The 13,423-nt window shown below is 66.5% G+C and carries 12 protein-coding genes; 2 read left to right on the top strand and 10 right to left on the bottom strand.

Features of this window, described 5'->3' with window-relative positions; genetic code table 11:
• Positions 1-45: 45 nt before the first annotated feature.
• The 5 genes from rimO to phaC form a co-directional block, all read right to left on the bottom strand.
• Positions 46-1,437, bottom strand: coding sequence for a 30S ribosomal protein S12 methylthiotransferase RimO (gene rimO / locus BM115_RS09380; RefSeq protein WP_369823384.1), 1,392 nt, complete (start codon positions 1,435-1,437; stop codon positions 46-48).
• Positions 1,438-1,652: 215 nt separating this feature from the next.
• Positions 1,653-2,204: a polyhydroxyalkanoate synthesis repressor PhaR gene (gene phaR / locus BM115_RS09375; protein WP_092292938.1), complete on the bottom strand. Its 552-nt coding sequence runs from the start codon at positions 2,202-2,204 to the stop codon at positions 1,653-1,655.
• A 331-nt stretch (positions 2,205-2,535) separates the two neighbouring features.
• Positions 2,536-3,276 carry a 3-ketoacyl-ACP reductase gene (locus BM115_RS09370; protein ID WP_092292936.1) on the bottom strand — a complete coding sequence of 247 codons (741 nt, stop codon included), beginning with the start codon at positions 3,274-3,276 and terminating at the stop codon, positions 2,536-2,538.
• 138 nt (positions 3,277-3,414) lie between these two features.
• The gene (locus tag BM115_RS09365) at positions 3,415-4,596 is read right to left on the bottom strand and encodes an acetyl-CoA C-acetyltransferase (protein ID WP_092292934.1); all 1,182 of its coding nucleotides are present in this window, start codon (positions 4,594-4,596) and stop codon (positions 3,415-3,417) included.
• 83 nt (positions 4,597-4,679) lie between these two features.
• Positions 4,680-6,569 carry a class I poly(R)-hydroxyalkanoic acid synthase gene (gene phaC, locus BM115_RS09360; protein ID WP_092292932.1) on the bottom strand — a complete coding sequence of 630 codons (1,890 nt, stop codon included), beginning with the start codon at positions 6,567-6,569 and terminating at the stop codon, positions 4,680-4,682.
• A 378-nt stretch (positions 6,570-6,947) separates the two neighbouring features.
• Between phaC and BM115_RS09355 the strand changes: the two genes are divergently transcribed.
• Positions 6,948-7,187: a hypothetical protein gene (locus tag BM115_RS09355; protein WP_092292930.1), complete on the top strand. Its 240-nt coding sequence runs from the start codon at positions 6,948-6,950 to the stop codon at positions 7,185-7,187.
• On the opposite strand, the gene pgeF is transcribed toward BM115_RS09355, so the two are convergent.
• Both pgeF and BM115_RS09345 read right to left on the bottom strand, forming a co-directional pair.
• Entirely contained in the window at positions 7,176-7,988 is an 813-nt protein-coding gene (gene pgeF / locus BM115_RS09350) for a peptidoglycan editing factor PgeF (protein WP_092292928.1), read from the bottom strand. The two genes, BM115_RS09355 and pgeF, sit on opposite strands and share 12 nt — an antisense overlap.
• Entirely contained in the window at positions 7,978-9,204 is a 1,227-nt protein-coding gene (locus tag BM115_RS09345; RefSeq protein ID WP_092293319.1) for an RluA family pseudouridine synthase, read from the bottom strand. The genes pgeF and BM115_RS09345 overlap by 11 nt, the downstream gene beginning before the upstream one ends.
• A gap of 17 nt (positions 9,205-9,221) precedes the next feature.
• Here BM115_RS09345 and BM115_RS09340 point away from each other — a divergent pair, with 17 nt between their 5' ends.
• Positions 9,222-10,052 (top strand): outer membrane protein assembly factor BamD, encoded by an 831-nt coding sequence (locus BM115_RS09340; protein WP_092292926.1) that lies wholly within the window; start codon positions 9,222-9,224, stop codon positions 10,050-10,052.
• A 54-nt stretch (positions 10,053-10,106) separates the two neighbouring features.
• On the opposite strand, the gene BM115_RS09335 is transcribed toward BM115_RS09340, so the two are convergent.
• Genes BM115_RS09335 through BM115_RS09325 form a run of 3 tightly spaced genes read right to left on the bottom strand, consistent with a single transcriptional unit; the run spans position 10,107 to position 13,349 of the window.
• On the bottom strand, positions 10,107-12,320 hold the full coding sequence (locus BM115_RS09335) for an ATP-dependent DNA helicase (protein ID WP_092292925.1): 2,214 nt from the start codon (positions 12,318-12,320) through the stop codon (positions 10,107-10,109).
• Positions 12,321-12,368: 48 nt separating this feature from the next.
• Positions 12,369-12,572 carry a DUF465 domain-containing protein gene (locus tag BM115_RS09330; protein ID WP_092292923.1) on the bottom strand — a complete coding sequence of 68 codons (204 nt, stop codon included), beginning with the start codon at positions 12,570-12,572 and terminating at the stop codon, positions 12,369-12,371.
• A gap of 57 nt (positions 12,573-12,629) precedes the next feature.
• Positions 12,630-13,349, bottom strand: coding sequence for a hypothetical protein (locus tag BM115_RS09325; RefSeq protein WP_092292921.1), 720 nt, complete (start codon positions 13,347-13,349; stop codon positions 12,630-12,632).
• Positions 13,350-13,423: the final 74 nt, after the last annotated feature.

Genomic DNA, 13,423 nt, shown 5'->3' with positions numbered 1-13,423 from the left:
GAACGACCGTACTTTTACCTAATGTCCCGGACCCGGCAGTGATCCTTAGACCACTTCACCCCACAGGTCGTGACCATCGGCACCGGTGATCTTCACGTGGACGAAGTCTCCGGTCTTGTAGCGTTGCGAGGGCTTCGCGGCCGGGTCGATATAGACCAGACCGTCGATCTCGGGCGCATCGGCCGACGACCGACCCACGCCGCCATCCTGGTTCACTTCGTCCACCAGCACGCGCAGCGTTTGGCCAACCTTGCGCTGCAGGCGGCGTGCGGAAACTTCCTCGGCCACTTCCATGAAGCGCGCGCGGCGCTCCTCACGCACGGCGTCCGGCAGCGCGCCGGGCAGGTTGTTGGCGGTGGCGCCGTCCACGGGCGAGTAGGCGAAGCAGCCCACGCGGTCCAGTTCGGCTTCGGCGATGAAGTCCAGCAGCGTCTGGAACTCTTCCTCGGTCTCGCCCGGGAAACCGGCGATGAACGTGCTGCGGATGGTCAGCTCGGGGCAGATCTCGCGCCAGGCGCGGATGCGATCGAGCGTCTTTTCGGCATTGGCCGGGCGCTTCATGCGCTTGAGCACGTCCGGGTGGGCATGCTGGAGCGGCACGTCCAGGTACGGCAGCACGTTGCCCTGCGACATCAGCGGAATAATCTCATCCACGTGCGGATAGGGGTACACGTAGTGCAGGCGCACCCAGGCACCGTACTGGCTGGCCAGCTCGCCCAGCGCGCCGACCAGTTCGGTCATGCGGGTCTTGAGCGGACGGCCGTTCCAGAAACCGGTGCGGTACTTCACGTCCACGCCATAGGCGCTGGTGTCCTGCGAGATCACCAGCAGTTCCTTGACGCCCGACTTGAACAGGTTTTCCGCCTCCAGCATCACTTCCGCCACCGGACGCGATACCAGATCGCCCCGCATCGACGGGATGATGCAGAACGAGCAGCGGTGATTGCAGCCCTCGGAGATCTTCAGGTAGGCGTAGTGCTTGGGCGTCAGCTTGATGCCGGCCGGCGGCACGAGGTCCGTGAACGGATCGTGCGGCTTGGGCAGGTGCGTGTGGACGGCCTGCATGACCTCGCCCAGCGCATGCGGGCCGGTCACGGCCAGCACCTTCGGGTGTACCGACGAGACGATGTCATGCCCGGCCGCATCCTTCTTGGCCCCCAGGCAGCCGGTGACGATGACCTTGCCGTTCTCGGTCAGGGCCTCGCCGATGGCGTCCAGGCTCTCCTGCACGGCTTCGTCGATGAAGCCGCAGGTGTTGACCACGACCAGATCGGCATCGTTATAGGTACCGCTGATCGCGTAGCCTTCGGCACGCAGCTGGGTCAGGATCTGCTCGGAATCCACGAGCGCTTTCGGACAGCCCAGGCTGACAAACCCCACGCGGGGCGAATTGGCTACGCCGGCCGCGTAAGCCGTTGATTTTTCGTCACTTTTCACTTGTACTTCCTGACTGCATCTTGTGGGGGCCGGCGCAAGGCCGAAGGTGGGGCGAATTCTAACCCAGGGCGGGCAATTGGGCGTCGTGATGCAGAAGCGGGAGCCACTCGCTTCATGACAAACGACATCGCCGCGCGCGCCTCATTCCAGGCGCGCGCGGCGATGGGGGGGAATCCGGATGGCCGGCGGTGCCGGCTCAGGTGTCTCGCGGTGGCTTACTTCTTTTCCTGCTGGTTGAACGGGAACGTGCCGAACATGTTCTTGGCCTGGCTCTGCATCTGTTCCTGCATCTGCACGAACAGATTCTTGCTCTGCTCGATGTAGTTGCTCATCATCCCTTGCATCATCGGGCCCTGCATGTTCATGAACTGCGACCACATGTCCGGGCTGAACGCTTCGCCCGAGTAGAGACCCTTCGAGTTCTCGGCCAGCTTGTTCTGGATGTCGATGAACGCCTGGATGTTCTTTTCCAGGTAGGTGCCCATCATGCCCTGCATGGCATGGCCGTAGAAGCGGATGATCTGCGACAGCATGGGGCTCGAGAACATCGGCACGCCGCCGGTTTCCTCTTCCAGAATGATCTGCAGCAGGATGCTGCGCGTCAGTTCATCGCCGGACTTGGCGTCCACGACCTTGAATTCCTCGGAATCCATGACCAGCTGCTTGACGTCCGCGAGCGTAATGTAGGTGCTGGTCTGCGTGTCGTAGAGCCGGCGATTCGGGTATTTCTTGATCAGTCGCTCTGCGCCTTTTTTGGTCGTGGCCATCGGTGCTCTATCCTTTGTCGTCGCTGATGCAGGGGGTGCGCATCTGCTGCTGCGCGCTGCTGCACCGCATGCGATGCACTGCGCAATTGGGGGCGCCCGCGCCGCGCTCTAGTTTGGTGCCGGGGGCGCCGCTGACCTGATTCTATGCTCAAGAAAGCACTAAGAAAAGCCACCCCGATTAAGGAAAACCCGCAGCATCGTATGCAAAACGGGCCGTCCTGGCAGCCAGGCGGCCCGTTTTCCGAGGTGCGCCGTGGCACGCTTCCGGCCTGCTGCAGCGCGCTCGGTGCGCCGCAGCAGGCCGGCCGCGCGCCGCGCAGCCAGCGGTCGGTCAGCCCATGTGCAGGCCGCCGTTGAGCGAGAAGTCGGCGCCCGTGGAGAAGCCCGATTCGTCCGAAGCCAGCCACGCGCAGATCGACGCGATTTCCTCCGGCAGACCCAGGCGCTTGACCGGAATCGTCGCCACGATCTTGTCCAGCACATCCTGGCGGATGGACTTGACCATGTCCGTGGCGATATAGCCCGGCGACACCGTGTTGACCGTCACGCCCTTGGTGGCCACTTCCTGCGCCAGCGCCATGGTGAAGCCGTGCAGGCCGGCCTTGGCCGTCGAGTAGTTGGTCTGACCGAACTGGCCCTTCTGCCCGTTCACCGACGAGATATTGACGATGCGGCCCCAGCCGCGGTCCGCCATGCCGTCGATGACCTGCTTGGTCACGTTGAACAGCGACGTCAGGTTGGTGTCGATCACCGCGTCCCAGTCGGCACGCGTCATCTTGCGGAACACCACGTCGCGGGTGATGCCGGCATTGTTGACCAGCACGTCCACCTCGCCGACATCGGCCTTGACCTTGTCGAAGGCGGTCCTGGTCGAATCCCAGTCGGCCACGTTGCCCTCGGACGCCACGAACTCGAAGCCGAGCGCGCGCTGCTGTTCGAGCCACTTCTCGCGGCGCGGCGAATTCGGGCCGCAGCCCGCCACCACCTTGTAGCCGTCACGGGCCAGGCGCTGGCAAATGGCGGTTCCGATGCCGCCCATGCCGCCGGTCACATATGCAATGCGCTGAGTCATATCCACTCCTGTTGGCTCGCTGATCGATGCAAGGGCACCGATCTCTGTTATAGACGCCGACGGCCAAAACCATGTCTCCTGCCGCCGGCTACCCCTCAGTGCAACTCAAATACTCGTTTTCGGCCAGATCGGTCTGACTTAGTTCCGTTCCACGGCCAGTGCCACGCCCATGCCGCCGCCGATGCACAGCGAGGCCAGGCCCTTCTTGGCGTCGCGGCGCTTCATTTCGTGCAGCAGCGTCACCAGGATGCGGCAGCCGGACGCGCCGATCGGATGGCCGATGGCGATGGCGCCGCCGTTGACGTTGATCTTCGACTGGTCCCAGCCCATCTGCTGGTGCACGGCCAGCGCCTGCGCGGCGAAGGCTTCGTTGATTTCCATCAGGTCCAGGTCCTTGACTTCCCAGCCGGCGCGCGACAGGCAGCGCTTGCTGGCCGGCACCGGGCCCATGCCCATCACGGCCGGGTCCACGCCGGCGTTGGCGTAGGCCTTGATGGTGGCCAGCGGGGTCAGGCCCAGCTCCTTGGCCTTGGCGGCCGACATCACCACCACGGCGGCGGCGCCGTCGTTGAGGCCAGAGGCGTTGGCGGCGGTCACCGTGCCGGCCTTGTCGAAGGCGGGCTTCAGGCCGGACAGGCTGTCCAGCGTGGCGCCCTGGCGCACGAATTCGTCGGTCTTGAACGCCACCGGGTCACCCTTTCGCTGCGGAATCAGCACCGGCACGATTTCCTCGTCGAACCGGCCGGCCTTCTGGGCGGCCTCGGCCTTGTTCTGGGAGCCCACGGCGAACTCGTCCTGCGCCTCGCGCGTGATGCCGTACTCCTTGGCGACGTTCTCGGCCGTGATGCCCATGTGGTACTGGTTGTACACGTCCCACAGGCCGTCGACGATCATCGAGTCGACCAGCTTGGTATCGCCCATGCGGAAGCCGTCGCGCGAGCCGGGCAGCACGTGCGGCGCGGCGCTCATGTTTTCCATGCCGCCGGCCACGACGATCTCCGCCTCGCCGGCGATGATGGCGTTGGCGGCCAGCATCACGGCCTTCAGGCCGGAGCCGCACACCTTGTTGATGGTCATGGCCGGCACCATGTCCGGCAGGCCGGCCTTGCGCGAGGCCTGGCGCGCCGGGTTCTGGCCGGCGGCAGCCGTCAGCACCTGACCCATGATGACTTCGCTCACCTGGTCCGGCTTCACGCCGGCGCGCTCGAGCGCGGCCTTGATGACGAGGGCGCCCAGCTCCGGTGCCGGGATCTTGGCCAGCGAGCCGCCAAACTTGCCAACTGCGGTGCGGGCTGCGGAAACGATGACGATGTCGGTCATTTGAAGTCCTTTCGAGATAGCGTGAAGCCAATCGGTACGAAACCCCGGGCCGGTCCCACGGAACCGGCCCCGGCGGAAAACGTTCAGGCGCGCTGCTTGACGTAGCGGCCCGGTGCGGGTTCGATGGCCCGGTAATGGGCGTTGCCATAGTCGGCCGGCGCGGCGCGCTTGGCGCCGGCCTGCTTGCCGAGCCACGCCATCCAGTCCGGCCACCAGCTGCCGGGCTTTTCCTCGGCGCCGGCCAGCCATTCCTGGGCCGAGCCGGGCAGCGCCTCGTTGATCCAGTGGCTGCGCTTCTTCTTGGCCGGCGGGTTGATCACGCCGGCGATATGGCCGGACGCGCCAAGCACGAAGCGCAGCTTGTTCTTCAGCAGGCCGGTGGAAGCGAAGGCAGACGTCCACGGCACGATGTGGTCCTCGCGCGAGCCATAGATATAGGTCGGCACGTCGATATCGCCCAGGTCCAGCGGCGCGTTGCAGACGCTCAGCTTGCCGGGCACCTTCAGTTCGTCCTGCAGATACATATGGCGCAGGTACCAGCAGTACCACGGGCCGGGCAGGTTGGTCGCGTCGCCGTTCCAGAACAGCAGGTCGAACGGTACCGGCGTGTTGCCCTTGAGGTAGTTGTCGACCACGTAGTTCCAGACCAGATCGTTCGGCCGCAGGAACGAGAACGTGTTGGCCAGCTCCACGCCGCGCAGCAGCGCGCACGGGGCCCCGGCAGCGCCGCCGATGGTGGCCTCGCGCAGTTGCACGTGCGGTTCGTCGACGAATACGTCCAGGATGCCGGTGTCGGTGAAGTCGAGCAGCGCGGTCAGCAGCGTCAGGCTGGCCACCGGGCGCTCGCCGCGCGCGGCCAGCACGGCCAATGCCGTGGCGACGATGGTGCCGCCCACGCAGAAGCCGAGCACGTTGATCTTGTCCTGCCCGCTGATGTCCCGTGCCACCTCGATCGCGCGGATGGCCGCGTGCTCGATGTAGTCGTCCCAGGTGCGCTCGGCCATCGACGCATCGGGGTTGCGCCACGACACCAGGAAGACCGTGTGGCCCTGCTCCACCACGTAGCGGACCAGCGAGCTTTCGGGCTGCAGGTCGAGGATGTAGAACTTGTTGATGCACGGCGGCACCAGCAGCAGCGGCCGGGCGTGGACCTTGTCGGTCAGCGGCTTGTACTGGAGCAGCTGGAAATATTCGTTCTCATAGACCACCGCGCCCTCGGTCACGGCCACGTTGCGGCCCACCTCGAAGGCGGTGTCGTCGGTCTGGGAGATCTTGCCCCGGGTCAGATCCCCGAGCATGTTGCGCATGCCGGTGCGCAGCGATTCGCCGCCCGATTCGATCAGGCGCTGCTGGGCGTCCGGATTGGTGGCGAGGAAGTTGGCGGGCGACATCGCGTCCACCCACTGCGACACCGCGAAGCGGATGCGCTGGCGGGTCTTGGCGTCGGCCTCCACGGCGTCGGCCAGCTCGGTCATCGTGCGGGCGGTCAGCAGGTAAAACGCGGCGGCGTAGCGGTACGGCGCGTTGTTGCGCCAGGCCGCGCTGGCGAAGCGGCGATCGGACAGCCGCTGACTGGCGGCCTCGGCATCGCCGTTGCTGTTGCCACCGGCTGCGCCGTTCGGCACGGCAGCCGCGCCCATTTCACGCCAGAGTTCGGAGAAGTCTTTCAGGTAGCGTTCCTGGATCTGAGCCAGCAACGTCGGCGGGATCTTCAGGCCGGCGCCTGCCGGGCCCTGGAATGCACCCTGGAACGCCTTGGCAAATGCATCGCCGCCGGGAAAGCCCGGGAACGCGCCGGGCACGCCGTTCGGCATGCCTGACGGAAAACCGGGCGGCAGCTTGCCGTTGATTTCAGGAGCCCACTGACGGGACCATTCCAGCCATGCAGCTGGATCGAATGGCCCCGGCGCAAACTGAAACGGTTGGGACTTGTCTTCCGCGCTGGAAGCTGCCGCACCTTTGCCGGTCGCCATGATGTATTCGTCTCTCTGCCGTCGTGATGGGTAGACGGGCTCGGGGTAACTGTCTCCCGACCCGCCCCGATTCCGGGTTGCGCCTCTGGATGATCTGGTCACCCAGACCGGGACGCCGCATTGGCGGCGCCAGGTCATACGCTATGCTTGCCGGCGAAACCCTGGAGAACTTCCTCGGTTCCGATACATTTGAAGGCATTGTTGCCTTGCAATGTAGACGCTGTCAATGCGGAATTCCGCATTGCGAACGCGCGTGCGGGAAACGCATCCCCGACCTACCGGACGGTAAGCCTGACGCGGGTTCGCGGGCAGTCCGAGGACCATTTCCGGCTGCCACGTGACGCCACCGTACTTTTAACAGATAGAGATGAACGCCTGATGTATATCGTCGCAATCGGCTGGATCTACGTGGCCCTGATGATGTCGATTACCGAGACGAACCTCGTGGCCGGGGTCGCCACGTTCCTGTGCTACGGCGTGGCGCCGGTATCGATCATCATCTACATCATGGGAACGCCCGGCCGGCGGCGCCGGCGCCAGGCGCGCGAGGCGGCCGAACAGGCGGCCGGGCAAGCCGGGCCGAAGCCCGTCGAGGAAGCGGAAGGGTCAGGCCGCTAGCCAGACCAGCGTGGCCATGCGACCCGTGGTGCGGTCGCGGCGGTAGGAGTAGAAACGCGCGGCGTCGGCCACGGTGCAGGCATCGCCGCCGTAGACCCGCGTGCAGCCGGCGCGCGCCAGCCGCGTACGCGCCAGCGCGTACAGATCGGCCCAGTACTTGCCCGGCGCGCCGGGGCGGAACGCCGCCTCGATGGCCGGCCGCTCCGCTTCGCGGGCCTGGGCCAGGAATGCTTCCCGAACCTCGGCGCCCACTTCGAATGCCGATGGGCCGATGGCCGGGCCCAGCCACGCCAGCCATTCCGAACCGGGGCCGGCCTGCGCGGCCATGCGCGCCAGGGTGGCCTCGATCACGCCGTCGCAGAGCCCGCGCCAGCCGGCATGGGCGGCACCGACCACCGTACCCGCCGCATCGCACAGCAACACCGGCAGGCAGTCCGCCGTCATGATCGCGCAGACGTGGCCGGGAGTGGTGGCGATGCTGGCGTCGGCACGCGGCACACCGCCCTCCCCGTCTTCCACTCCGTCTTCCACCCCGTCGGCGGTCGCCACGGCGCAGCCATGCACCTGTTCGAGCCAGCGCGGCATGGCAGGCAGATGCGCCGCCAGCCGGGCACGGTTCTCCGCCACGGCGGACGGGTCGTCCCCCACATGCGTACCGAGATTGAGCCCGCGCGGGCTGCCATCGGCCAGCCCGTAGGGGCCGACGCTCACGCCACCCTGCCGGGTCGTGGACAGCGCCCGCACGCGGGCCGGCGCCGGCCAGTCCGGCACGATCCAGCCGGGTTGCCGCTCAAGCGTCATCGTCATCCCTTACGTAGATGATCTCGACGTCATGGTCGTCATCGTCGTCGAAGTCGTCATCGTCGTCCTCGACCGGCCGCGCGGCGTAGCCTTCAAAGTCGAGCGCCTCGATCAGGTCCAGCATGTCCTCGGGCGGCTCAACCTCCCACGACACCTTGCGCCCGCTCTCCGGATGCACCAGTCCCAGCTTGCACGCATGCAGCGCCTGGCGCTCGAACGGCACCGGCAGCGTCACGCGGATGGCCGGGCGCTGGCCGCGCTTCGTGGCCTTGTGGTAGACCGGGTCGCCCACGAGCGGATGGCCGATCGACTCGAAATGCACGCGAATCTGATGCGTGCGGCCGGTTTCGAGCTGGCACATCACCATCGACACCTTGCCGCGGCCCAGCGGCACCGTGCCCAGCGTCTTGAAGTGCGTACGCGACGGCTTGCCGCTATTCGTATGGACGATGGCCATGCGCGTGCGCTCGCGCGGGTCACGGGCGATGGGGGCGTCGATGGTGCCCTCGTCCGGCGTCTCGCCCCAGACCAGCGCGAGGTAGGTGCGCTTGACGGTCCGGGCGGCCAGCTGGCGCACGAGGTCGGTCTGCGCGGTAAGCGTACGGGCGACGACCATCAGGCCCGAGGTTTCCTTGTCCAGCCGATGCACGATGCCGGCGCGCGGCAGCCGCCCCGCGGCCGGGTCGCGGTGCAGCAGGCCGTTTAGCACCGTGCCGCTCCAGTTGCCGGCGGCCGGATGCACGACCAGCCCGGCCTGCTTGTTGATGACGAGTAGCGTGGCGTCCTCGAAGACCACGTCCAGCGGCACGTCCTCGGCCGTGAAGGCGAGCGACTCGGGCGCGACCTGCGGCTGGATCTCGATCTGCTGGCCCATCTGGACCGATGCCTTGGCGCGGCTCGGCTCGCCATCCACCCGCACGGCGCCTTCCTCGATCCATTGCTGGATGCGGCTACGGGAGAATTCGCTGAAATGCCGCGCGAGCAGCTTGTCCAACCGCTCGCCATGTGCAGCACTATCCACTTCAAGGTACAAAGGCGGCTGGTCCGGCGCGGTGGCCGGCGTGGCCATCACCGCGCCGCCGTCTTCGCTGACATCGCCGAGATCGTCGTTGAAATCATCGGTGTCCAGCGGGGAATCGACATCCGCCGGGGAATCGTTCGCCGGACCGTTTTCGGCCTTAGGGCTTGGGCTATAATGCTTGACGCTATTTTTCATCCGGAACAGGTTGCCCAATGCAATTGCAGAGCATGAAACGCGCGAACTGGCGCGCGAGAGTTGGAGCGATTTTGCTCGCAGGCGGCTGCCTCATGCTGTCTGCATGCGGCCTGCTTGGCGACCAACCCGACGAAACGGCCGGCTGGTCGGCGAACAAATTATATTCGGAAGCCAAGGATGCGCTGGATGGCGGCGACTATACACGTGCCGTCAAGCTCTATGAAAAGCTTGAAGGCCGCTACCCGTTCGGCCGCTACGCCCAGCAGGCGCAGATCGACACCGCGTTCGCCAACTACAAGGATGGCGAGACCGCCGCCGCGCTGGCCGCCGTCGACCGCTTCATCCAGCTCCACCCGAGCCATCCCAACATCGATTACGCCTACTACCTCAAGGGCCTGATCAACTTCAACGACAACCTTGGCTGGCTGGGCCGCTTCTCCGGCCAGGACCTGAGCGAGCGCGATCCCAAGGCCGCGCGTGCCGCCTACGACGCTTTCCAGATCCTGATCACGCGCTACCCGGACAGCAAGTACGCGCCGGACGCGACGCTGCGGATGCAGTACATCGTCAACGCGCTGGCCCAGCATGAAGTGCATGCCGCCCGCTATTACTATCGCCGTGGCGCCTACCTGGCGGCCGTGAACCGGGCCCAGCAGGCGCTGAAGGACTACGATGGCGCGCCGGCCAACGAGGAAGCGCTGTACATCATGGTCCGCTCGTACGATTCGCTCGGCATGAAGGATCTGCGCGACGACGCGGCCCGCGTGATGGAGCGCAACTATCCGAACAGCGACTTCGTCAAGTACGGCTCGCGCCGGAAAGACAAGTCCTGGTGGGAAGTGTTCTGAGCCTCGCCCGCAGGTAAAAAAAGCCCGACGAATCGTCGGTCTTTTTTTTGGCGCTTATTCGTCCGCTGGCTCGTCTGCCGGCTCGTCCGCCGGCGCCGGCTCGGCCTTGCGCAGACCCTCCAGGAAGCGGATGACGGTGTCTGCCTCCCGCGTGCGCGTGAACGGCGGCAGGCTCTGCCAGATCTGGCGGCCGTAGGGCTTCTCCACGAGCCGGGTATCGCAGATCGCCAGCACGCCCCGGTCGGACTCGGAACGGATCAGCCGCCCGGCGCCCTGCTTCAGCGTGATAACCGCGTGCGGCAACTGGTGCACGGCAAACGGGCTCAGGCCCTTCTTCTGCAGGACCTCCATCCGGGCGGCCAGCACCGGGTCGTCGGGCGGGGCGAACGGCAGCTTGTCGATGATGACCAGCGACAGCGCCTCGCCGCGTACATCCACCCCCTCCCAGAAGCTCTGGCTGCCGACCAGCACCGCGTTGCCGAGTTGCCGGAAGCGATCCAGCAGTTCGGTCCGGCTCGCCTGCCCCTGCACCAGCAGCGGCAGGTTGAGCCCGCGCTCGGCAAACAGCTCGTACAGCATGTCCGATGCCTTCTGCACCGCGCGCAGCGTGGTACAGAGCAGGAAGGTGCGGCCGCCCGCGGCCTCGATCAGCGGCAGGGCCTCATGGACCACCGCTTCGGTGAACTGGGGCGACTGCGGCGCCGGCATGTTGCGCGGCACGTAGAGCAGGCCCTGCTTCGCGTAGTCGAACGGGCTCGGCAGCGTCAGCGACCGCTCCTTGTCCAGCCCGAGCTGGGCCGCGTAGTGGGTGAAGTTGCCCTTCACGGACAGCGTGGCCGAGGTAAAGACCCAAGCGCGCGGTTGGCCCTCGCGCTGGCGCGTGAAGATCGGCGCGATGGACAGCGGCGTGCGATGCAGTTGCACGGTATGCGAGAACACCTCGACCCAGCGCACGGTTTCCGGGCCCAGGGACACCGGCGCGGGCGGCGGCGTGCTTTCGCTCCCGCCATCGCCCTCATCTTCCGCCGGCGCAGCCGGGGCCGGAGCGGGCGCCACTCGGTCGTCGCGCCAGGCGGCCAGCCGCTGGGCCAGTTCCACCGCCCGGCGGTGGCATTGTTCGAGCGACTCCGCGCGTTCGGCCTGGCTCTCTAGTGCTTCGACGAAATCGGACAGCGCACTGTCCAGCGCGTCGAGGGTCTCGAAGAACGGCTCGCGCGTGCGCGGATCGGATTCGATCTGGCCCAGCGCCAGCCGCAAATTGTCTCTGCCGAAGGCCAGCCGCAGGTCACGCGCCGCTCGCTCCAGCGGGCCGCCCAGCGCCACCCAGTCCACGGCATCGCGTGCATGGGAGAGCCCTTCCGCCACGGTATCGCGCGCCAGTTCCAGCAACTGGCTGGTGGAGAGCGTCTCGCCGAAGAACAGCGTCGCGGTTTCCGGCAACTGGTGGGCTTCGTCGAAGATCACCGTGTTGGCGGCGGGTAGCAATTCGGCCATGCCGGTGTCGCGCAGCACCACATCGGCAAAGAACAGGTGATGGTTCACCACCACCACGTCGGCCTGCTGCGCCTCCTTGCGGGCGCGCATCACGAAGCATTCCTTGTACTGCGGGCACTCGCTGCCCAGGCAATTGTCGCGCGTGGAGGTCACAAGTTGCCAGACCGGCGCGTTTTCGGGCACGGCAGCCAGTTCGGCCTTGTCGCCCGAGGTCGTGGTCTTGGCGAAGCGGGCGATATCCCGCAGCCACGCCGCGTCCTGCTTCGACGCCAGCCGGCCGTTGGCCTGCGCGCGCTCGAGGTGGTAGTGGCACAGGTAGTTGGCGCGCCCCTTGAGCAGCGAGACCGAGATCGGCACGTTCAACGCCTTGCGCACCGTGGGAATGTCGCGCAGGTACAGCTGGTCCTGGAGGTTCTTGGTGCCCGTGGACAGGATCACCTTGCCGCCCCACAGCATGGCCGGGACGAGGTAGGCGAAAGTCTTGCCTGTGCCCGTGCCCGCCTCGACGATCACCGAGTCGTTCTGGGCGATGGCACCCGCCACGGCCTCGGCCATCTTCTGCTGCGACGCGCGCGGCCGGTAGCCGGGAATGCCGGTGGCCAGCGTGCCGGTATCGGCGAAGATCGTCGCCAGTTGCGCCGCCTGCGTAGCCGCCTGGTTGGCCGATGCGGCGGCCACCGCCTCGTTCAGCGAGGTGTGGTCGTCCTGCGGCAGCGCTTCAGGGGATGGCGTTTCGGCGGATTCGGGAAGCGCGTCGTCGGTCGGTTCAGACAAAATGAGTTTTCTGCAAAGGCGTGGCGTGCGGGGGGCGCCTGCGGGAATTCAGGCCGGTACGTCCGGCTCGAGCTGAAGCTGCAACAGCGTGATGGCGTCCTTGAGCTTGAGCCGGCGCTTCTTGAGCCGGCGCAGCTGCAGTTCGTCGTGGGCGGCGTCCTCGGACAGGTGATCGATCAGGAAATCGAGATCGCGATGCTCGATTTGCAGTTCGATGATCTGCCGCGCCAGTGTGTTGAGATTCTCATCCATGTAGCGGCTCCCCGTGGATCGTCCGGCCTGCGCCGACAGCCTGGGCTGTCACGCCGGTCAGAACCCGAACGGGCTCGGGGTGGAACCCTGGCCCTGCTTTTTCTTTTCCTCGGCATTGGCGCGGCGCTCGTCCAGGTCCTTCTGGCGCTGGGCGGCGTCCGCCTGCTTCTGCTGGTAGGCCCGCGTGTTTTCCTGTCGCTGGCGGGCCTGGTCGGCGCCCTTCTGCTTCGCCTCGTTCATCTTGGCGTCGAAGTCGGACTGCTTCTGGTTGTATTTTTCGGCGTTGGCGGCGCGCTGGGGCGCGTCGGCGCCCTGTTGGGCGTCGCGCAGCGCCTGTTCCTGCTGCTTGCGGTCGTAGGAGGCACGGCTGGCGGCCTCGTTGGCGGCGCGGCCCGGCTGGCCGGCCTCGTACTCGGCCTGGCGCAGCGCCTGTTCGCGGTCGCGCTCGGCGGCCTTCCAGGCACGTTCGGCGTCGCCCACTTCCAGCTCCTTGGCGCGCAGCACGTGGAGTTCATCGCGCTGCACGTCCTTGGCCTTGTCGATGCAGCTGTTCACGAGGAACTTGCCGTAGCAGGCGCGCTCGGCCTCCGCAAAGCGGTAATTGGTCCACGCGCGGGAGTCGCCAATCGCCTTGCGCTCGGCCTCGAAGTCGCGCGGGGGCGGATTCTTGGTCTGCGCCAGAGCCGGTGCGGCCAGCAACAGGGCGGCGCACATTGCGGCAAGGACGGGGGTGGAGACGAGATGGGCCACGGCGGCCGAACGGGGCTTGACGATCATGGCCGAATTCTAGCATCCGGGGGCCTTGTCAGCCCCACCGGCAAACGTTGCAACATGTGTCCGATCCGGGGCCG

Origin of the sequence: Cupriavidus sp. OV096 (genome assembly GCF_900115455.1) — a bacterium.
Classification (GTDB): domain Bacteria; phylum Pseudomonadota; class Gammaproteobacteria; order Burkholderiales; family Burkholderiaceae; genus Cupriavidus.
This window is presented reverse-complemented; position numbering and strand designations above follow the sequence as displayed.